Genomic DNA, 20,514 nt, shown 5'->3' on the forward strand with positions numbered 1-20,514 from the left:
ATGTTCACCGGAATCATCGAGGAGCTCGGCACGGTCGAGCGCGTCGAGCGCACGGCCGACGCTGCACGGCTGACGGTGCACGGCCCGCTCGCCGTCGAGGGCGTGAAGCACGGCGACTCGATCTCGGTCTCCGGTGTGTGCCTCACGGTCGTCGACTTCGACACGGAGCGCTTCACCGCAGACGTCATGGCGCAGACGCTCGCGATGTCGACGCTCGACGGCGCCGGCGAGGGCCTCACCGTGAACCTCGAACGCGCGGCCCGGGTCGGCGACCGCATCGGCGGCCACATCGTGCAGGGCCACATCGACGGCACCGCCGAGGTGCTCGAGATCCGGCCGGGGGACGCATGGCGCGTCATCCGCTTCTCGCTCGACCCGGCGCACGCGCCGCTCCTCGTCGACAAGGGCTCCATCGCCGTCGACGGCGTGTCGCTCACGGTCAGCGCCGTCGGCGATGAACCGGCCGGCTCGTGGTTCGAGGTCTCCCTCATCCCCGAGACCCTCACCGCCACGACGCTCGGCGAACGCGTCGCCGGCGACCGGGTGAACATCGAGACCGACATCGTCGCGCGGCAGGTCGCACGGATGCTGCGATTCGACCCGCGCTGGGGCGGCGAACCCGAAGCGCGCACGAGCTCGGTCATCGGGTTCCAGGCGGGCCCGCTCTCCGAACCGCAACCGACGACCGGAGGAGCCGCATGAGCCTCGCCACGATGCCGGAGGTGCTCGAGGCGCTCCGCGCCGGAAAGCCCGTGATCGTCGCCGACGACGAGGCCCGCGAGAACGAGGGCGACGCCATCATGGCGGCCGAGTTCGCGACGCAGGAGTGGATCGCCTGGATGGTGCGCAACACGAGCGGCTACCTGTGCGCGCCGCTGCCCAACGAACTCGCCGACCGACTCGCGCTGCCGCTCATGACCGAGCGCAGCGAAGACGTGCGCGGCACGGCCTACACGATCTCCGTCGATGCCGCCGATCGCACATCGACGGGCATCTCGGCCTCCGATCGCGCCCACACCCTGCGCGTGCTCGCCGACCCCGCGTCGACCCCCGACCGGCTCATCCGGCCCGGCCACGTCATCCCGCTGCGCGCGGTCGACGGCGGTGTGCGCGAACGTGCAGGGCACACCGAGGCGGCCGTCGACCTCATGCGCCTCGCCGGCCTGGCCCCCGTGGGCGTCATCGGCGAGATCGTCGCCGACGACGGGGAGATGATGCGCCTGCCCGGGCTCATCGAGCTCGGCGAGCGAGAGGGGCTGCCGGTCACGACCGTCGCGGCGCTCATCGACTGGCTCGAGCAGCACCACGCGGGCCACGACCTCGCGGCCACGCCGCCCGCGGCGGCGGTGCCAGAGACCTCCTCCGTCGACTTCGAGGTCGAGACCGCCCTGCCGACCGAGCACGGCGAGTTCCGGGTGCGGGCGTACCGCGACCGGGCCACCGGCGCCGACCACGTCGCGATCATCGCCGGCGACCCGGCATCCGCCGCCGACGGCGCCATCGTGCGGGTGCACTCCGAATGCCTCACCGGCGAGGCCTTCGGCTCGCTCAAGTGCGAGTGCGGCCCCCAGCTCGACGCCGCGCTCGAGACCATCCAGCAGGACGGCGGCGTGGTCGTCTACCTGCGCGGCCACGAGGGGCGCGGCATCGGCCTCATCAACAAGCTCCGGGCGTACCGCCTGCAGGAGGACGGCCTCGACACCCTCGACGCGAACCTCGCCCTCGGGCTGCCGATCGACGCCCGCGACTACAGCGCCGCGACCGCGATCCTCACCGACCTCGGTGTCAGCCGGGTCCGCCTCCTCACCAACAACCCCGAGAAGGTGCGCCAGCTCGAGTCGCACGGCATCACGGTGAGCGAGCGCCTGCCGCTCGTCGTCGGCGTCGGCACCGGCAACTCCGGCTACCTCGACACGAAGCGGCAGCGCATGGGCCACGCGATCGACGACCAGCAACTCACCGACGGCGCAGCCGAAACCCTCCTGGAAGGACACCCATCATGAGCGGAGCAGGATCCCCCGCACTCGACGTCGACGGACGCGGCCTCAGGGTCGTGATCGTGGCCGGCAGCTGGCACGACGAGATCACGAACGGCCTGATCGCCGGGGCGACCCGCACGCTCGAGGCATCCGGCGCCGACTTCTCGCTCGTTCGCGTGCCCGGCAGCTTCGAACTGCCTGTCGTCGCGAAGGCGGCGCTCGACGCCGGAGCCGATGCGGTCGTCGCGCTCGGCGTGATCATCCGCGGCGGCACGCCGCATTTCGAGTACGTGTCGGCCGCAGCGACCGACGGGCTCACCCGCGTCGCACTCGACACCGGCAAGCCCGTCGGCTTCGGCCTGCTCACCCTCGACGACGAGCAGCAGGGGCTCGACCGAGCCGGCCTGCCCGGCTCGAAGGAGGACAAGGGTCGCGAGGCGGCCGAGGCCGCCGTCGCGACGGTTCGCGCCCTGCGGACGCTGAGCTGAGCCGAGGAGGCTACGGCTTCCAGACCATCAGCACGACGACGGCGACGAGGAGCAGCGACGCAATACCGCTGCCCGCTGCGATCGCCGGGTAGCTCGCCTTGGGCGCCTCGGCGCCGTCGCCGGCGCTCTCGCCGAGGGCCGCTGCGGCCTTCCGCATCGACGGCACGACGAGGAAGAGCGTCAGGGCGAAGGCGATGACGTAGAGGATGATCGACCAGAGGATCCACGGCGTCGTGACCGAGAGGTCGAACTCCTCGGGCGCCATGCTCATCGCACCGAAGCCGAACACGAACACGAGGAGCGAGAGCCAGGCGAAGAGGTTCGTCGACTTCGCGAGCACCGCAACCTGCGACCCGTTGCCGGCGCGCACCGCCCGCATCGCGGTCATCGGGAGGATGGCCATCGGGCCGACGATGAAGACGGCTCCGGCGACGTGGAGAATGCTGATGAAGGTATCCATGGGGTCAGCCTAACGACGAGCGGATGCCGCAGCATCCGTCGTTCGATCCATCTCCGCCGGCGTGGCGGGCGCCGTTCGGCGCGCGGACGCCACCGCTCGTCGCACGACGGACCCCCGATCTGGGGGATCGTCGACGATCGGTGCGTAGGCTGGTGAGGTTGCCACAAGCGACGATTCCACCCCACCGACTCCGCTCGACGCCAGACCGACGTGCCCGAAGCCGGCGCAACGCTCACCCTTTGGAGTCTTCGCTCACGATGTCCACATCCACCGCGGCCACGGCCGCCCCCGCAGCCCCCGCGAATCCCCGCAGCCGCGTCATCCTCGCGAGCCTCATCGGCACGACGATCGAGTTCTACGACTTCTACGTCTACGCGACCGCGGCCGTGCTCGTGTTCCCCCACCTCTTCTTCCCGACCGGCGACCCGACGACGGCGTTGCTCTCCTCGTTCGCCGTCTTCGGCGCCGCGATGGTCGCACGACCGCTCGGCGCCGTCATCTTCGGCCACCTCGGCGACAAGCACGGGCGCAAGGCCACGCTCGTCGGCGCTCTGCTCACGATGGGCGTCGCGACGTTCCTCATCGGCCTGCTGCCGACCTACGCGATGGTGGGCTGGCTCGCGCCGCTCCTGCTCGTCCTCCTCCGCATCGCGCAGGGCTTCGCACTCGGCGGCGAGTGGTCGGGCGCCGCGCTCGTCGCGACCGAGAACGCACCGAAGGGCAAGCGCGCCTGGTACGGCACGTTCCCGCAGCTCGGCGCGCCCATCGGATTCATCATCGCCAACGGCCTGTTCCTCATCATCGCGGCAGTGCTCCCGTCCGACGACCCGACCATGCCGTCCCAGGCCTTCCTCGACTGGGGCTGGCGCATCCCGTTCCTCTTCTCCGTCGTCATGGTCATCGTCGGCCTCTGGGTGCGCCTGCGCCTCGTCGAGTCGACGAGCTTCTCGAAGGCGTCGAAGGAGGGCAGGCTCAAGAAGCTGCCGCTCGGCGAGGTCTTCAAGCACCACTGGAAGCAGCTCATCCTCGGCACGTTCTTCATGCTGGCGACCTACGTGCTCTTCTACCTGATGACCACGTTCTCGCTCAGCTACGGCCGTGCGGCCGTCGAACCCGTCGACGGCGCCCTGCCCGGCCTCGGCTACTCGTACAGCACCTTCGTGCTGATGCTCATCGGCGGTGTCGTGTTCTTCGGCATCTTCACCCTGCTCTCCGGCCCGTGGGCCGACAAGTGGGGCCGCCGCAAGACGCTCATCTGGGTCACGCTCGCGATCATCGTGTTCGGCCTCATCTGGGTGCCGCTCCTCGGCGCCGGCTTCTGGGGCGTCATGCTCTGGCTCGTCGTGGGCTTCTCGCTCATGGGCATGACCTTCGGCCCGATGGGTGCGCTGCTGCCCGAGCTGTTCCCGACGAACGTGCGCTACACGGGCTCCGGCATCTCGTACAACGTGTCGTCGATCCTCGGCGCAGCCGTCGCCCCGTTCATCGCGGTGGCGCTCTGGCAGGCCGGCGACGGCAGCCCGTTCTGGGTCGGCATCTACCTCTCGGCCATGGCCGTGCTCACGCTCATCGCGCTGCTCGTCTCGAAGGAGACGAAGGACGTCGACATGGACGCCTGATCACGTCGTGACCAGAAGGGCGGATGCCGCGTGGCATCCGCCCTTCGTCGTCGGCGCGTGCGGCTCGCGTTCGCCGCCTGCGCCGCGCCGCCGCAGTCTCAGGCGTGCGCCGCCTGGGGCGGCAGCGCGGCGACGAGCGGGTGGTCGAAGTCGAGGGTGCCGGTCTTCGCCGCCCCGCCGGGCGAGCCGAGCGCCGACCTCGAGCCCGTCGACACCTCGAAGAACTCGACGTTGGCCTTGTAGTAGTCGGCCCAGACATCGGGCAGGTCGTCCTCGTAGTAGATCGCCTCGACCGGGCACACCGGTTCGCATGCGCCGCAGTCGACGCACTCGTCGGGGTTGATGTAGAGCGATCGCTCACCCTCGTAGATGCAGTCGACCGGGCACTCGTCGATGCAGGCCCGATCCTTGACGTCGACGCACGGCAGCGCGATGACGTACGTCACGAGAGCGCCAGGGCGACGTCGCGCGAGATCTCCACCTGCTCGTCACGGGGCACGACCTTCACGCGCTCGCGCACGACGCCGGCATGCGCGGCATCCGCCGGCTCCCACGCCTCGCCGAGTCCGCGCTCGTGCGCGTCGAGTCCGAGCCATCCGGTCCAGGTCGTGAAGCGGATGCCCCGCGCCTCGAGCAGTTCGAACACCTCATCGCCGTCGGCTCCCGCCGAGACGGACGGGGCGGGCAGCGCGCCCGCCGAGGCATCCGCCAGCAGGTTCGTGATGGTCTCGAGCGCGTCGCCCTTGGTGTGGCCGATGAGGCCGACGGGGCCGCGCTTGATCCAGCCCGTGGCGTAGACGCCGGGGATCGGAGCGCCGGCGGCATCCGTCACCCGGCCCCCGTCGTTGGGGATCACGGCCCTGCGCTCGTCGAACGGCACGCCGGCAACGGGCGAGCTCGCGTAGCCGACCGCGCGGTAGACCGCCTGCACGGGCACGTCGACGAACTCTCCGGTGCCCTCGACCGTGCCGTCGCCGACTGGGCGGGTCCGTTCGAACCGCACGCCCTCGACGCGGTCGGTGCCGAGCACCTCGACCGGTGCGTGCAGGAAGTGCAGATGCAGGCGACGCGACGCCGTGTACTCGTGGCCGGCGGGCTTCCGCCATCCGTTCAGCGTGCGGGTCATCACCTTGACCTGGTTGTTCGAGGCGAACAGCTGCTCGGCGTGCGGGTCGTCCGCAGCGCGCTCGAAGTCGTCGTCGTAGACGATCACGTCGACATCGGGGACCTCACCGAGTTCGCGCAGCTCGATCGGCGTGAACTTCACGTGCGTGGGTCCGCGGCGGCCGAACACGTGCACGTCGGTCACGGGCGAGGACTCGAGCCCCGCGACGACGTTCGCCGGCACATCGGTCGACAGCAGGTCCTTCGGATGCTTCGCGAGCACCCGGGCGACGTCGAGGGCCACGTTGCCGTTGCCGATGACGGCGATCTGCTCGGCCTCGAGCGGCCACTCGCGCGACACGTCGGGGTGGCCGTCGTACCACGCCACGACGTCGGCGGCGCCGTAGGATCCGGGCAGCTCGATGCCGGGGATGTCGAGCGGGGCGTCGCGCAATGCGCCGGTCGCGAAGACGACGGCGTCGTAGCGCTCGCGCAGCTCGTCGACGGTGATGTCGCGTCCGACCTCGACGTTGCCGATGAGCCGGATCGTGCCCGCGTCGAGCATCTCGTGCAATGAGTTCACGATGCCCTTGATGCGCGGGTGATCGGGCGCGACGCCGTAGCGGATGAGCCCGTACGGGGCGGGCAGCGACTCGAACAGGTCGATCGCGACGTCGGACGCAGCCGGTTCCTGAGCCTGTCGAAGGGCGGCGACCTGACGGCTCAGGATGTTGCCGGCGTAGATGCCGGCGGGGCCGGCGCCGACGATCGCGACGCGGAGGGAACGGGTCATGGCTGCTGGGCCTTTCGGTGGGGGTCGAGCGCCGCGGGGGCGTACGGGCTGAGGGTCACGACGTCGCCGACGACGACGACCGCGGGCGAGCGGATGCCGCGGCGCGCCGCCTGCAGCGCGATCGTGTCGAGCGTGCCGACGGTGACGCGCTGGCGCGGCCCGTAGCCGTCTTCGATGATCGCGACGGGGCAGTCGCCGCCGCGTTCACCGCGGGCGAGGGTGATGGCGGAGTTCGCGAGCGTGCCGATGCCCATGAGCAGCACGACCGTGTGGTCGCGACCGCCGCCGAGCGACCGGATCTGGTCGTGCCCGGTGACGACGGTGAACGTCGTCGCGAGACCGCGGTGGGTGAGCGGGATGCCGGCGATCGCGGGCACCGAGATGGCGCTCGTGATGCCGGGCACGACGTCGACGTCGACGCCGGCGTCGCGGCAGAATGCGAGTTCTTCACCGCCCCGGCCGAAGATGAACGGGTCGCCGCCCTTCAAGCGGACGACGCGCTTGCCGTCGCGGGCGAGGCTGACGAGCAGCTCGTTGATCGCGTCCTGCGGCACCGCGTGGTGGCCGGGGAGCTTGCCGACGTCGACGACCTCGGCGCGGAGCCGAACCCCCTCGGCCGCGAGGCCGTCGAGCACGCCGCGGGCACCGAGCCGGTCGGCGACGATGACGTCGGCGGCCTCGAGCGCGCGGAGCCCCCTGATGGTGAGGAGCCCGGCGTCCCCGGGGCCGGCACCGACGAGCACGACGCTGCCGGTTGGTCGAGTCGCGTCCGGAGTGGTCTCGGTCATCGGGTGCCTCCCTGCAGCAGTCCGCGGCGACGGAGCATCCGTCGCTCGAGCGGGGCGAAGACGACGAGCTCGATGAGGATGCCGATCGCGAGGATCACGAGGATCGTCGCGAGCACCCCGGCGAGATCGGCGAGCTCGCGGCTCTGGTCGAGCATCGAGCCGAGCCCGAAGCCGATCGTGCCGCCGACCGCGATGATCTCGGCGGCCATGAGCGAGCGCCACGAGAACGCCCACCCCTGCTTGAGCCCGGCGACGTAGCCGGGCAGGGCGGCGGGCAGCACCACGAGCGTCGCGAGGCGGCCGGGGCCGGCGCCGAGCACCGTGCCGACGCGTCGCAACTGCGGCGGCACCTGGTCGACGCCGGCGACGAGGCCGTTGACGATCGACGGCACGGCGCCCATGAGCACGACGAAGTACACCGTGGCGTCCGTGAGGCCGAACCAGATGATCGCGGCGGGCACCCAGGCGACCGACGGCAGCACCTGCAGGCCCGAGATGATCGGCCCGATGGCGCGGCGCAGCGGTTTCACCTCGGCGAGCAGGAGCCCGAGGGGCGTGCCGACGACGACGGCGATGAGGAAGCCGACGACGCCGCGTTCGAGGCTCGTGACGACGGCGAGCTGCAGCCGGCCCGACTCCCAGCCCTCGGAGATGGCGGCGACGACGTCGAGCGGACCCGGCACGATGTCGGGGCGGGGCTGGGCGATCACGACGTAGAGCTGCCAGGCCGCGACGAGCACGATGACGAAGACGATGGGCGGCAGCACGCTCGTGGTGAAGCGCCGCCACGCGCCCGGGGCGCGCTCGGGATCGGTCTGCAGGCGGTCGAGGCCGGCGGCGAGGCTGCGGAGCTCGTCGGCTCCGCCGGTGCTGTCGGTTCCGTCGGCGCCGTCAGCGCCCTCGGTCGAGTAGTGAGCGCCTGGGAGCGTATCGAGACCTTCCGGGGTCTCGACAGCAGAGGTCTCGATTCGCTCCTGCGTCGCTACTCGACCGGCGTCGGTGTCATGCGGCATTTCGGCGGATCTCCTTCCGGAGCTGTTCCGTGATCTCGATCGAGAGCGCCGCGACCTCGGGCGACTCGATGCGGCGGCCGGAGGTCTCGGCGATGCGCCACTCGCCCGCGACTCGCCCGGGACGGGACGACAGGAGGACGACCCGTTGCCCGAGCCGAGCAGCTTCGCGGACATTGTGTGTGACGAAGACGATGGTGCGACCGGTGCGGCGCCAGACCCGCTCGAGCTCCTCGTGGAGGAGGTCGCGGGTGATGGCGTCGAGCGCCGCGAAGGGTTCGTCCATCAGGAGCACGGGCCGGTCCTGCGCGAGGGCGCGCGCGAGGGCGACGCGTTGGCGCATGCCGCCCGAGAGCTCGTGGGGTCGCTTCTCCGCGGCATCCGAGAGGCCCACCGTGTCGAGGAGTTCCATCGCCTCGGCCCGGCGTGCCGACCGCGGAACCCCCCTGAGGCGCAGTGCGAGCTCGACGTTCTGACGGGCGGTCGACCACGGCATGAGCGCCGACTCCTGGAACATCACGGCGGCTCCCTCGGCCGGCACGTCGATCGCGCCCGTCGTTGGGCGGTCGAGGCCCGCGATGAGGTTCAGGAGCGTCGACTTGCCGCAGCCCGAGGCGCCGAGCAGGCAGACGAACTCCCCCGCCGCGACCGACAGGTTCACGTCGTCGAGCACGAGCGGGCCGGCGCCGAAGCGCTTGCCGAGGTGCTCGATGCGGATGGCCGTCTGCCCGCTCATGGCGTCCTACTCCTCGCCGAGGCCGCCGGCCGAGACCGGTTCGGCGCCGTCGCGTTCGAGCAGTGCGTTCAGCAGGCGCAGGTCGAACAGCCCCTCGATCGAGCCGTCCTTCTGCGTGCCGGCCTCGAGGCCGTTCGCGACGAGCGTCTCGAACGTCTCGGCGTGCGGGTCGACCCCGAAGCTCACGTGCTCGAGCGCCCGGGTGATGACGTCGTCGGCGAGCGGCTTGCCCGTGTCGGCCTCGAGCGCGGAGTTGATCACGGCCGGCGCTTCGCCGGCGTTCTCCTCGAGCCACGCGACGGAGGCCACGTGCCCCTCGAGCAGCGCCTGCACGGTCTCGGGGTGCTCCTCGAGGAATTCGGCACGCACGAGCAGCACGGTCGTCGGGAACGCACCGTCCTCCCAGAGCTCGGCCTCGTCGACCAGCACGTGCGCGCCGGCGTCGACGATGAGGCGGGAGACCCACGGCTCGGGCAGCCAGGCGCCGTCGAGGCCGCCCTGCTGGAAGAGGGTGAGGGTCTGCGCGTTCTCGGTGGGCGTGATGTGCACGTCGCCGCCGCCCGTCGTGTCGGTCTCGTAGCCTTCGCCCGCGAGCCACGAGCGCAGCGCCACGTCCTGCGTGTTGCCGAGCTGCGGGGTGGCGAGGGTCGTGCCCTCGAGGTCCTTCGCCGAGTCGATGCCGTCGCGCACGACGAGCGCCGCACCGCCGGTGGCGGCTCCGGCGACGATGTGCGCCGACTGCCCGCCCGACTGGATGAAGGTGTTGATCGACGGGTTCGGCCCGATGTACGTCGCGTCGATGGCACCCGCCGAGAGCGCCTCGATCGCGGCGGGGCCGGCGTTGAAGACCTGCGTCGTGAGTTTCGTGTCGCCGAGCGCGTCGGCGAAGAGCCCCTCCTGCACGCCGACGAGTGCCGGGGCGTGCGTGACGTTCGCGAAGTAGCCGAGGCGCAGCTCCGCCGCGGGCTCCGTCGAAGCGGATGCCTCGGCGTCCTGCCCGGCGGCGGCTTGCGCGCAGCCGCTCAGGGCCAGCACGGCGGTCGTGACGATCGCGGCGGCGAGCATCATGCCCGCGACCAGGCCGAGGCGGGAACGGGCGCGTGATGGTGCGGTCATGCTGCTACTCCTTCGGTATCGGTGGTCGTGCGGGTGGTGCTGGTGTTGCCGGCTCGGCCGGTGGTGGGCGTCACCGGTGCGGTGACGATCCCGGCAGCGAGCGTGGCGCCCGACTGCGGGTCGATGACGAGGAATGCGCCGGCGCGACGATGCGCGACGTACTCCTCGACGGGCAGTTCGGCCGAGAGGCGCACGCGCACCTGGCCGATGTCGTTGATCTCGAGGTGCTCGGCCGGCTCGAGTTCGAGCGAGTCGAGGTCGCGGCGCCCGACGATCTCGGGCACGAGCGCCTGCACGGTGGTCGTGCCCGACTTCACGAGCACGCGGGCGCCGGGGCGCAGCGCCCGGCCGCCGAGCCAGAACAGCGCGGCGTCGAGCTCGCGACGCGGCTCGGGCAGCGCACCGGCGGCCGCGATGACGGCGCCGCGTGCTGCATCGAGCTGGTCGGCGAGACGCAGCGAGACCGATTGCGGTGCGGATGCCGCGTCGAGCTCGCGCGGCCCGGCATCGATGCCGGTCACGACCGTCGTGGCGCCGCCCGGGAACACCTGCACCCGGTCGCCGACGCGCACGGTGCCCGAGGCGATGCGGCCGGCGAAGGCGCGGTAGTCGCGGAAGCGGTCGGGGTCGTCGACGCCGTGCGCCACGGCCCCCTGCGGGCGGATGACGAGCTGCACCGGCATCCGCAGCGCTTCGAGCTCGGTCTCGAGCTCGTCGAGCGACGGGAGGGTCTCGAGCAGCTCGAGCAGGGCCGGGCCGCGGTACCAGGGCGTGTTCGCCGAGCGATCGACGATGTTGTCGCCCGCGAGGGCCGAGACCGGCACGACGTGCGCCTCTGGCAGGCCGAGCTCGCCCACGAGGGTCGTGACCTCGTCGGCGACGGCGGTGTACGCGGCCTCGGAGTAGCCCAGCAGGTCGATCTTGTTGACCGCGATGATCACGTGCGGCACCCGGAGCAGGGCGACCACGGCGAGGTGGCGCCGGGTCTGCTCGAGCACGCCGTTGCGGGCGTCGACGAGCACGACGACGGCGTCGGCGGTCGTCGCGCCGGTCACCATGTTGCGCGTGTACTGCACGTGGCCGGGGCAGTCGGCGAGGATGAACGAGCGCCGACCGGTCGAGAAGTAGCGGTAGGCCACGTCGATCGTGATGCCCTGCTCGCGCTCGGCGCGCAGGCCGTCGGTGAGCAGCGCGAAGTCGATCGCGCCGGGCTCGCCGCCGAAGCCGCGCTCGGCGGAGGTGCGGGCGACCGACTCGAGCTGGTCGGCGAGGATCGCCTTCGAGTCGTGCAGCAGTCGACCGACGAGCGTCGACTTGCCGTCGTCGACCGAGCCGGCCGTCGCGAAACGGAACAGTGCGTCGCCCATCAGAAGTACCCGTCCTTCTTGCGATCCTCCATGGCGGCCTCCGAGATGCGGTCGTCGGCCCGAGTGGCGCCGCGTTCGGTCAGCGTCGAGGTCGCCACCTCGGCGACGACGTCGGCGACGGATGCCGCGGCCGACTCGACCGCCCCGGTGCAGCTCATGTCACCCACGGTGCGGTAGCGCACCGTGCGGCGCTCGACGACCTCGTCCGGCCTCGCCGGCGAGACCTCGCTCACCGCCCGCCACATGCCGTCGCGGCGGTAGACCTCGCGCTCGTGGGCGTAGTAGAGCGGCGGCAGCTCGATGCCCTCGCGCTCGATGTAGCGCCAGACGTCGAGTTCGGTCCAGTTCGAGATCGGGAAGGCGCGCACGTGCTGGCCCACCGTGTGGCGGCCGTTGTAGAGGTCCCAGAGCTCGGGGCGCTGGTTGCGCGGGTCCCACTGGCCGAACTCGTCGCGGAGGCTGAGGATCCGCTCCTTCGCCCGTGCCTTGTCCTCGTCCCGGCGGGCGCCGCCGAAGACCGCGTCGTGGCGACCGGCTGCGATCGCGTCGAGCAGCGGCTGCGTCTGCAGCGGGTTGCGCGTGCCGTCCGCACGCTCCTGCAGGCGGCCGTCGTCGAGGTAGTCCTGCACGGATGCCACTTCGAGGCGGAGGCCGAGGCGGGCGACCGTGCGGTCGCGGAAGTCGATGACCTCTGGGAAGTTGTGCCCCGTGTCGACGTGCAGCACGGGGAACGGCACGCGTCCGGGCCAGAACGCCTTGGCGGCCAGGTGCAGCACGAGCACCGAGTCCTTGCCGCCCGAGAACAGCAGCACGGGCCGCTCGAACTCGGCGACGACCTCGCGGATGATGTGGATCGACTCGGACTCCAGCGCGTCGAGCGTGTCGATGCCGGTCTCGAAGGGGATCGTGTCGATGGCGCTCATACGTGAAGCCCGCATTCCGTCTTGTCGAGGCCCGCCCAGCGGCCGGCCCTGGGGTCTTCGCCCTCCGCCACCTTCCGGGTGCACGGTTCGCAGCCGATCGACGGGTAGCCCTGGCTCAGCAGGTCGTTCACGGGGACGCCGAAGGCGTTCGAGTAGTCGATCAGCTCGTCGAAGCTCCACGCCGCGAGCGGGTTGACCTTGACCAGCCCGTTGCGTTCGTCGAACGTCACGAGCGGGGTGTTCGTGCGAGTGGGCGCCTCGTCGCGGCGCACGCCCGTGAACCACAGCTCGTAGCCCGTGAGCGCATCGTGCAGGGGTGCGACCTTGCGCATGGCGCAGCACTCGGCGGCGTCGCGGGCGAACAGGTCGAGCCCGTACTTCGCGTTCTGCTCGGCGACCGTGAGTTCGGGCAGCACGTCGACCACGCGCACGTCGAGCGCCGAGGCGACCCGGTCCCGCGTCTCGTAGGTCTTCGCGAAGTGGTAGCCGGTGTCGAGGAAGAGCACGTCGACACCGGGCAACGACTGGGCGACGACGTGCGGGAGCACGGCGTCGGCCATCGAGCAGGCGACGGCTGCGGCATCCGCATGGAAGTTGCGTGCGACCCAGGCGATGACCTCGTAGGCGGATGCCTCGTCGGCCGCGAGGCTCCGGAGTTCGACGTTTCCCGCCTCGGCCAGCGAGCGCAGCTCGTCATGGGTGCGCAGCGCCGTGGCGCGCGGAGCGAGGGAGACGCTCATCGCAGTGCCTCCTCGTCGGCGCGGTGCGCCCATTCGGCGAACGTCTCGTCACTCGCGGTGTCGCGGTCGTCGAGGAATCGCTTGACCACCCGCTCGACGTAGTCGGCGATGCCGTCGGCCGTGACCTTCAGGCCGCGGACGGTGCGGCCGAGGCCGGCCTCCTCGCGGTCGGCCGTCGCGAGCCCGCCGCCGAGGTGCACCTGGTAGCCGGGAACCTGCTCGCCGTGGTCGTCCATGATGAGCTGGCCCTTCAGGCCGATGTCGGCCGTCTGGATGCGCGCGCACGAGTTCGGGCAGCCGTTGACGTGCAGGCTGATCGGGTGCGGCAGGTCGAAGCCGTCGAGCGTGCGCTCGAGGTCGAGCACCGCGGCCGTCGCGAACGCCTTGGTCTCGACGATCGCGAGCTTGCAGAACTCGATGCCCGTGCACGCGATCGTGCCGCGGCGGATGAGGCTCGGTCGGGCCGAGAGGCCGAGCTCGTCGAGGCCCGTGATGAGCGACTCGACGCGGTCTTCGGGGATGTCGAGGATCACGAGCTTCTGGTGCGGTGTCGTGCGCAGGCGCGAGGAGCCGTGCGCCTCGACGAGGTCCGCGAGCTTCGCGAGCGCCGGGCCCGAGACCCGGCCGACGATCGGCGTCGCGCCGACGTAGAAGCGACCGTCCTTCTGGCGGTGCACGCCGACGTGGTCGCCGTGGGCGAGGGGCTTTGGAGCCGCGGGGCCGTCGGGCAGCGGGGTCGCGAGGTACTCGGTCTCGAGCACCTGGCGGAACTTCTCGGTGCCCCAGTCGGCGAGCAGGAATTTCAGGCGGGCCTTGTTGCGCAGGCGCCGGTAGCCGTAGTCGCGGAAGATCTGGGCGACTCCGTGCCAGGCCTCCGCCACACGCTCCGGGGCGACGAAGACGCCGAGGCGCTCGGCGAGCCGCGGGGTGGTCGAGAGTCCGCCGCCGACCCAGAGGTCGTAGCCCACGCCGAACTCGGGGTGTCGCACCGCCACGAACGCGACGTCGTTGATCTCGTGCACGACGTCTTGACTCGGGTGGCCGGTGATGGCCGTCTTGAACTTGCGGGGCAGGTTGGCGAGCGTCTCGTCGCCGATGAACCGGCTCGTGATCTCGTCGATCTGCGCGGTCGGGTCGATGAGCTCGTCGGCGGCGATGCCCGCGACGGGCGAGCCGAGCACGACCCGCGGCACGTCGCCGCACGCCTCGGTCGTGCCGAGGCCGACCGCCTCGAGACGCCGCCAGATCTCGGGCACGTCCTCGACGCGGATCCAGTGGAGCTGGATGTTCTGCCGGTCGGTCAGGTCGGCGGTGTCCCGGCCGAAGTCGATCGAGATGTCGGCGATCACCCGCAGCTGCTCGGTCGTGAGCTGCCCGCCGTCGATGCGCACGCGGAGCATGAAGTACTCGTCTTCGAGTTCATGCGGTTCGAGCGTCGCGGTGCGACCGCCGTCGATGCCCGGCTTGCGCTGCGTGTAGAGGCCCCAGACGCGGAACCGCCCGTGCAGGTCGGTCGGGTCGATCGACGCGAAGCCGCCCTTCGAGTAGACGCGCTCGATGCGGTCGCGCACGCTCAGGCCGTTGTCGACCTGCTTCCACTCCTCGTTGCCGTTGAGCGGCGTCGTGCCGTCGACCTTCCACTGACCGTGCGGGCGGCTCGCCGGACGCGGCGGACGCTCGCCGGCACGGGCCGCCGGACGGTTCGGCGCCTCGATCGTCTCCTGCGTCATGTCTGCTCCTCGGTCGCCGCTGAGTGCGGGTTTCGACCGAGGCTAGGCGTGTTGGCGGCGGGCCGGAGCGTGCGCCGTCACATCACGGCAAGGAAGGCAACACGGCGTCAATCACGGCAATGCGGCGTCACAATCCGTGACACGGGGCGTACGGCGCTATGCTCCCTGCGCCGAGTCGGAGGCCTCCGCGGCTGCCTCAGTGGTCGCCTCCGCGAACCGGTCGAGCACGACCTCGACGAGCTCGTTCGGGGCATCGTCCGGGGTCAGGAGCGGCTCGGTGACGAGATCGGCGCCAGCGGCGGCCGCGAGGTCCTGGAAGTACCCCGGTGCGAGCAGGTAGCTCGCCGCGACGACCCGGCGGGTGCCCCCCGCGGCTCGCACCTGGGCGATCGCGTCGGCGAGCCGGGGCTCGGCCGCGGAGAGGAAGCCGACGGTCACCTGAGTGCCGAGTACGGCGCCGAGGCGCTCCCCCATGTCCCGGCAGTCGTCGACCGCACGCGCGTCGCTCGACCCCGCCACGGCGAGCACCACGAGGTCGTCGGGCGCGGCGCCCGCCTCGGCGAGGCGGCGGCGCAGCACCTCGGCGAGCCGGTCGTCGGGCCCGAGGGCCGCGGCGAGGCGCACGGTCCGGTGCTGCACCGCATCGATCTCCCGTCGTAGGTCGACGTGCACGTGGTACCCGGCCGAGAGCAGCAACGGCACGACGACCGCGGGCATCGCCGGCGGCAGCGAGGCGAGGGTCGCCGCGACATCCGGCTGCTGCACGTCGACGTGGCCGAGTCGCACCGCTGCCGAATCCTCGACCGACGCCGCGACGGCGTCGATGAGCCGCTGCACCGCGGCCTGTCCGTCGGGCGATGCGGTGCCGTGCGATATGCCGACGAGGGCGGCCGTGGTGAGGTCCATCCCTCCATCGTGCACTGCCGTCGGAATGCTCGCGCGCGCAATACCGTCAACGGCTTTGACAACACTGTGGACACACCGTAGATTCCGGGAGACACGAGGGAGCAACATGACATCTGGGAGACTCGCCAAGGTCGCGTCGATCGCGATCGCGGCCACGGCCACGGCACTGCTGCTGAGCGGATGCATCGCCGGCGGCGCAGCCGACGACGACGCGCCTGCCGCCGCGCCGCAGGTCGAGATCGAGCAGGGGTCGCTGACGGGCGTCGCGACCGCCGATGGCGTCGAGTACCTCGGCGTCCCCTTCGCCAAGCCTCCGGTGGGCGACCTCCGCTGGCGCGAGCCCGAGGCCCCCGAGCCCTGGGAGGGCGTGCTCGACGCGTCCAAGCCCGGCCCCGACTGCGCGCAGACGGTGAACGGCGACTCCGACGGCTCGCTGAGCGAGAACTGCCTCTACCTGAACGTCTACGCCCCCGACGACGCCGCGACGGAGAAGCTGCCGGTCGTCGTCTTCCTGCACGGCGGCGGGTACACCGCGGGCACGCCGAACATCTACGACGGCCGCAACTTCGCCGCGACCGGAGACGCCGTCACCGTCATCCCCGCATACCGTCTGGGTCTCTTCGGCTTCTTCGCCACCGCGGCGACGGCCGAGGAGGGCGAGTACGGCGCCCAGGGCAACTGGGGCATGCTCGACCAGCAGCAGGCGCTGCGCTGGGTGCAGGAGAACATCGAGTCCTTCGGCGGCGACCCCGACAACGTCACCATCGTCGGCGAGTCCGCCGGCGGCGGCTCGGTCTGCTTCCAGCTCGCGTCGCCCACGGCTGACGGGCTCTTCGACAAGGCCGTGGTGCAGTCCATGGGCTGCGGCGCCGGCGCACCGGCATCCGACCCGACCGAGTTCACGACGCAGTGGGGCTGCGCGGCCGATGACGCCGAGTGCCTCCGCGCCGTGCCGACCTCGACGATCGTCGGAACGGCGACCGGGTTCGGCTTCGCCTCCCCCGCCAGCGGCGGCCCCGACCAACCGGTCGGCCCGCTCGAGGCGGCCGCCGACGGCACCCTCGCCGACGTGCCGATCATGATGGGCGTCACCCGCGACGAGTGGCTCGGCTTCGCCTCGGCGCAGTACCCGCTCGACCCCGCCGAGTACGAGGCGGGCGTCACCGCCCAGTTCGGTGCGCTCGCCCCCGACGTGCTGGAGCTCTACCCCGCCGATGCCGGCGAGGACCCGATCTTCGCCTCGGGTTGGCTCAGCGGCGACTCGATGTTCGCCTGCCCGTCGGTCGTCGCCTCCGACACCTTCGCCGACGCCGGGCGCTCGGTGTACTTCTACGAGTTCGCCGACGAGACGACCCCCGGGTGGCGCTCGCTCGGCGACCCGTTCCCGCCCTCGACGCTCGCCCTCGGCGCCACGCACACCACCGAGCTGCAGTACCTGTTCAACTACACCGCCGCACAGCGCGGGTTGAACGACGAGCAGTCGGCCCTCGCCGACCAGATGGTCGCCCTGTGGTCGTCGTTCTTCGAGACCGGCACCCCGAGCATCGACGGCGGCCCCGAGTGGACCGCGTTCGCCGACGGCCGCGGGGTGCTGGAGCTGAAGACCGAGGAGGCCGGCGGCCTCGAGATGATCGACACGTTCGAGACCGCGCACAACTGCGGGTTCTGGAACGGACTCGGCTGATCCCGCACGGGCAGTGACGAGGAGGCGGGGCGGCTGGATCAGCCGCTCCGCCTTCTTCGTGCATCGCACCGTCGCTTTTCTCGGACGCGCCGCGGCGACGTAAGCTGCAAGGCGGCGATTTGCGAAGACGAGCGGATGCGGCATCCGCTCGTCGCGCGGACCAGGAAGAGGACATGAGCGACACCAGGACCCGACGATCCCCCTTCTCGAGGCGTGCAACGGCCACCGGGCCGCGCGCGACCTTCAGCCAGCTGCTGCCCTTCATCTTCGAGCACCGGCCGGTGCTCATCTGGGTCGCGATCCTGTCGGTCATCGGCGCCCTCGCGAGCCTCGCCCAGCCGCTGCTCGTGAGCCAGGTCATCCAGATCGTCGAGGCCGGCGAACCGCTCGGCTGGATCGTCTGGGCGCTCATCGCACTCGTCATCATCAGCGGCGTGATCTCGGGCTACCAGCACTACCTGCTGCAGCGCACGGGCGAGGGCGTCGTGCTCTCGAGCCGAAAGCGACTCATCGGCAAGCTGCTCCGCCTGCCGATCGCCGAGTTCGACACCCGCCGCACAGGCGACCTCGTCTCCCGCGTCGGCAGCGACACGACGATGCTGCGCGCCGTGCTCACCCAGGGCCTCGTCGAGGCGGTCGGCGGCACCGTGACCTTCGTCGGCGCCCTCATCGCGATGCTCATCATCGACCCGGTGCTGCTCGGACTCACCGTGCTCGTCATCGCGATCGCCGTCACGACCGTCACGCTGTTGTCGGGCCGCGTGCGCGAGGCCTCGCACCAGGCGCAGGAGAAGGTCGGCGACGTCGCAGCCTCCGTCGAACGCGCCATCGGAGCCGTCCGCACGATCCGTGCCGCCGGCGCCACGGATCGCGAGATCCGCGACGTCGAGGTGCAGGCCGAGGGCGCATGGGAGATGGGCGTGAAGGTCGCGAAGATCTCGGCGCTCATCGTGCCGGTCGCCGGCATCGCGATGCAGGTCTCGTTCCTCGTCGTGCTCGGCGTGGGCGGCTTCCGCGTGGCATCCGGCGCCCTCTCGGTCGCGAACCTCGTCGCGTTCATCCTGTTCCTCTTCATGATGATCCTCCCGCTCGGGCAGGCGTTCGGCGCGATCACCTCGGTCAACCAGGCGCTCGGCGCACTCGGGCGCATCCAGGAGATCCTCGACCTGCCCGATGAGGACGCGCACGATCGCGAACTCGCACCGCTCGCGCTCATGGTCGGCGACGCGAACGAGGGCGTGCTGCCGGAGGCCGCGGCGATCGCCTTCGACGACGTGCACTTCGCCTACGCGGCGACGCGTCAGGATCCGGCCGACCCGGCGAACGAGTCACCCGACGAGCACCTGCCCGAGCCCGATGTCACCGACCGGCAGCCGGTGCTGCGCGGCGTCTCCTTCCAGGTTCCGCGGGGTCGGCGCATCGCCCTCGTCGGCCCCTCCGGCGCAGGCAAGTCGACGATCCTCGCACTCATCGAGCGGTTCTACGACCCCTCGGTCGGCGCGGTCCGCATGGGCGGCCTCGACCTGCGCGCCCTCGATCGCGCAGAGCTCCGCGCCCAGATCGGCTACGTGGAGCAGGACGCCCCCGTGCTCGCGGGCAGCCTCCGCGACAACCTCAAGCTCGCGAGCCCCGACGCGAGCGACGAGGAATGCGAGCGCGTGCTGCGTGCGGTGAACCTCGGCGGCGTGCTCGATCGCGACCCTGCCGGCCTGGGCGCGGCGGTCGGGGACGACGGCATCATGCTCTCGGGCGGCGAGCGTCAGCGCCTGGCGATCGCGCGTGCACTGCTCTCGGCTCCCCCGATCCTGCTGCTCGACGAGTCGACGTCGTCGCTCGACGGCGTCAACGAGCGGATGATGCGCGAGGCGGTCGATGCGGTCTCCGAGGGGCGCACGCTCATCGTGATCGCGCACCGCCTGTCGACGGTCATCGACTCCGATCGCATCATCGTGATCGACGAGGGTCGGGTGATCGGCGAGGGCACGCACGCCGAGCTCGTCGAAGCGGTGCCGCTCTACCGCGATCTGGCCGCGCACCAGCTGCTCGTCTGAGCGCAGGGCGGAGGCGCGCCACCTCAGTGCGAACCCGAGTGAAACTCAGTGCTCGCTCGGATGGCGCGCCGCAGCCGCCTTCGTAGCGTGGAATCCCGCATCCCCCACCGGATGCGAGAGCCCATGCCCCACGGAGGACCACCATGACCATCGCCACCGTCTCGAACGAGCGCGATCTCACCCGCCTCGACGAACTTCCCGTCGAGCTCATCGACGAGCTGCCTGATTCGACGGACGCGGAGACCGCGACGACCCGCAGCGGACTCGGCAACTCCTTCGACCGCGTCCAGGCCGGCATCCAGGGCTGGCTCCGCCACTGGGAGCCGCAGCGCCTGCCCGCATTCACCGCGGTGCGCGACGTCATGCCCGCCGGCGATCGGGGCCGCTCCTCCCTGCTGGCCGCCCCGACGCAGCCCGACGGCGCCGTGCGACTGACCGCGAGCCTCTACGACCCACCGAACCGCGACGGCGACCCGCTCGCCTGGTCGCGCAACTGGGCGAGCCTCGCCGTGCTGCCACCGGCACGGGAATCGGGCCGGCTGTTCTACCGATTCCGTGTCTCGAGCCGGCTCGTGCTCGACGGGCAGGCCTCGCTCAGCCTCGTCTCGACGAGCGTGAACTTCGGCGTCGTCGCCGACGTCGGAAAGGCCAGCCCCTTCAACGTCACCGGCTTCGCCACGCCGATCGCGCGACCCCTCATGGGCGTGCAATGCCGCGCAGACCAGGATGCCTCGGCGTCGCAGGTCTTCGAGGGATCGATCGCCGTGCGCCAGGGCGAGACCCCTGCGATGGCGTTCGTCATCGGCACCGACCTGCTCTTCGAGAACGGGTGGGTGCGGATGCACGAGGGCTCCAGCACGTGGACCGGCCCGACCGAGCCCGGGGCGAGCGGCACGATCGAGTTCCGCTACGCGCCCGCCGCGATGCTGCGCCTGCTCGGCCGGCTCGACGAACCGCACGTCGCCTGAGTCCATTCGGCCACGGCTCCGGCCCTGTACGCCTCGGCCGAGGTGGACGAGA

The 20,514-nt window shown here is 71.3% G+C and carries 19 protein-coding genes; 7 read left to right on the top strand and 12 right to left on the bottom strand.

Annotated features, from left to right (window positions below):
- From ASE14_RS05810 to ribH, 3 genes are read left to right on the top strand one after another with little or no spacing between them, the layout of a single operon-like run.
- Positions 1 to 702 (top strand): riboflavin synthase, encoded by a 702-nt coding sequence (locus ASE14_RS05810; RefSeq protein WP_082600232.1) that lies wholly within the window; start codon positions 1 to 3, stop codon positions 700 to 702.
- A complete protein-coding gene (locus tag ASE14_RS05815; protein WP_056652191.1) occupies positions 699 to 2,003 on the top strand; it encodes a bifunctional 3,4-dihydroxy-2-butanone-4-phosphate synthase/GTP cyclohydrolase II in 1,305 nt (434 codons plus the stop codon). Before ASE14_RS05810 ends, ASE14_RS05815 begins: the two co-directional genes overlap by 4 nt.
- Positions 2,000 to 2,467 carry a 6,7-dimethyl-8-ribityllumazine synthase gene (ribH, locus tag ASE14_RS05820; protein WP_056652195.1) on the top strand — a complete coding sequence of 156 codons (468 nt, stop codon included), beginning with the start codon at positions 2,000 to 2,002 and terminating at the stop codon, positions 2,465 to 2,467. Before ASE14_RS05815 ends, ribH begins: the two co-directional genes overlap by 4 nt.
- A gap of 10 nt (positions 2,468 to 2,477) precedes the next feature.
- Here ribH and ASE14_RS05825 read toward each other — a convergent pair whose 3' ends face one another.
- Entirely contained in the window at positions 2,478 to 2,927 is a 450-nt protein-coding gene (locus tag ASE14_RS05825; RefSeq protein ID WP_056652198.1) for a DUF2269 family protein, read from the bottom strand.
- 257 nt (positions 2,928 to 3,184) lie between these two features.
- Between ASE14_RS05825 and ASE14_RS05830 the strand changes: the two genes are divergently transcribed.
- Positions 3,185 to 4,546, top strand: a complete 1,362-nt coding sequence (locus ASE14_RS05830; RefSeq protein ID WP_056655873.1) for an MFS transporter — start codon at positions 3,185 to 3,187, stop codon at positions 4,544 to 4,546.
- Between the two features lie 98 nt (positions 4,547 to 4,644).
- Here ASE14_RS05830 and fdxA read toward each other — a convergent pair whose 3' ends face one another.
- The 11 genes from fdxA to ASE14_RS05885 form a co-directional block, all read right to left on the bottom strand.
- The gene (fdxA, locus tag ASE14_RS05835; RefSeq protein ID WP_056652200.1) at positions 4,645 to 4,992 is read right to left on the bottom strand and encodes a ferredoxin; all 348 of its coding nucleotides are present in this window, start codon (positions 4,990 to 4,992) and stop codon (positions 4,645 to 4,647) included.
- On the bottom strand, positions 4,989 to 6,443 hold the full coding sequence (locus tag ASE14_RS05840) for an FAD-dependent oxidoreductase (RefSeq protein ID WP_056652204.1): 1,455 nt from the start codon (positions 6,441 to 6,443) through the stop codon (positions 4,989 to 4,991). The genes fdxA and ASE14_RS05840 overlap by 4 nt, the downstream gene beginning before the upstream one ends.
- Positions 6,440 to 7,231: a uroporphyrinogen-III C-methyltransferase gene (gene cobA / locus ASE14_RS05845; protein WP_056652206.1), complete on the bottom strand. Its 792-nt coding sequence runs from the start codon at positions 7,229 to 7,231 to the stop codon at positions 6,440 to 6,442. The genes ASE14_RS05840 and cobA overlap by 4 nt, the downstream gene beginning before the upstream one ends.
- Entirely contained in the window at positions 7,228 to 8,244 is a 1,017-nt protein-coding gene (locus ASE14_RS05850; protein WP_157372837.1) for an ABC transporter permease, read from the bottom strand. Before ASE14_RS05850 ends, cobA begins: the two co-directional genes overlap by 4 nt.
- Positions 8,234 to 8,977, bottom strand: a complete 744-nt coding sequence (locus ASE14_RS05855; protein ID WP_056652208.1) for an ABC transporter ATP-binding protein — start codon at positions 8,975 to 8,977, stop codon at positions 8,234 to 8,236. The genes ASE14_RS05850 and ASE14_RS05855 overlap by 11 nt, the downstream gene beginning before the upstream one ends.
- Positions 8,978 to 8,983: 6 nt before the next feature.
- A complete protein-coding gene (locus ASE14_RS05860) occupies positions 8,984 to 10,093 on the bottom strand; it encodes an ABC transporter substrate-binding protein (RefSeq protein WP_082600234.1) in 1,110 nt (369 codons plus the stop codon).
- Positions 10,090 to 11,460, bottom strand: a complete 1,371-nt coding sequence (locus ASE14_RS05865) for a sulfate adenylyltransferase subunit 1 (RefSeq protein ID WP_082600236.1) — start codon at positions 11,458 to 11,460, stop codon at positions 10,090 to 10,092. The genes ASE14_RS05860 and ASE14_RS05865 overlap by 4 nt, the downstream gene beginning before the upstream one ends.
- Complete coding sequence (gene cysD, locus ASE14_RS05870; protein ID WP_235511120.1) at positions 11,460 to 12,383, bottom strand: sulfate adenylyltransferase subunit CysD; 924 nt, start codon at positions 12,381 to 12,383, stop codon at positions 11,460 to 11,462. Before cysD ends, ASE14_RS05865 begins: the two co-directional genes overlap by 1 nt.
- The gene (locus ASE14_RS05875; protein ID WP_056652213.1) at positions 12,380 to 13,123 is read right to left on the bottom strand and encodes a phosphoadenylyl-sulfate reductase; all 744 of its coding nucleotides are present in this window, start codon (positions 13,121 to 13,123) and stop codon (positions 12,380 to 12,382) included. Before ASE14_RS05875 ends, cysD begins: the two co-directional genes overlap by 4 nt.
- Positions 13,120 to 14,853, bottom strand: coding sequence for a nitrite/sulfite reductase (locus ASE14_RS05880; RefSeq protein WP_056652216.1), 1,734 nt, complete (start codon positions 14,851 to 14,853; stop codon positions 13,120 to 13,122). The genes ASE14_RS05875 and ASE14_RS05880 overlap by 4 nt, the downstream gene beginning before the upstream one ends.
- A gap of 156 nt (positions 14,854 to 15,009) precedes the next feature.
- Positions 15,010 to 15,759 carry a sirohydrochlorin chelatase gene (locus ASE14_RS05885; RefSeq protein ID WP_056652219.1) on the bottom strand — a complete coding sequence of 250 codons (750 nt, stop codon included), beginning with the start codon at positions 15,757 to 15,759 and terminating at the stop codon, positions 15,010 to 15,012.
- 106 nt (positions 15,760 to 15,865) lie between these two features.
- Between ASE14_RS05885 and ASE14_RS05890 the strand changes: the two genes are divergently transcribed.
- The 3 genes from ASE14_RS05890 (at position 15,866) to ASE14_RS05900 (ending at position 20,462) form a co-directional block, all read left to right on the top strand.
- Positions 15,866 to 17,443: a carboxylesterase/lipase family protein gene (locus ASE14_RS05890; protein WP_056652221.1), complete on the top strand. Its 1,578-nt coding sequence runs from the start codon at positions 15,866 to 15,868 to the stop codon at positions 17,441 to 17,443.
- Between the two features lie 173 nt (positions 17,444 to 17,616).
- Positions 17,617 to 19,494, top strand: a complete 1,878-nt coding sequence (locus ASE14_RS05895) for an ABC transporter ATP-binding protein (RefSeq protein ID WP_056652224.1) — start codon at positions 17,617 to 17,619, stop codon at positions 19,492 to 19,494.
- Positions 19,495 to 19,637: 143 nt separating this feature from the next.
- On the top strand, positions 19,638 to 20,462 hold the full coding sequence (locus ASE14_RS05900; RefSeq protein ID WP_056652227.1) for a hypothetical protein: 825 nt from the start codon (positions 19,638 to 19,640) through the stop codon (positions 20,460 to 20,462).
- Positions 20,463 to 20,514: the final 52 nt, after the last annotated feature.

Source organism: Agromyces sp. Root81, from assembly GCF_001429165.1.
GTDB lineage: Bacteria > Actinomycetota > Actinomycetes > Actinomycetales > Microbacteriaceae > Agromyces.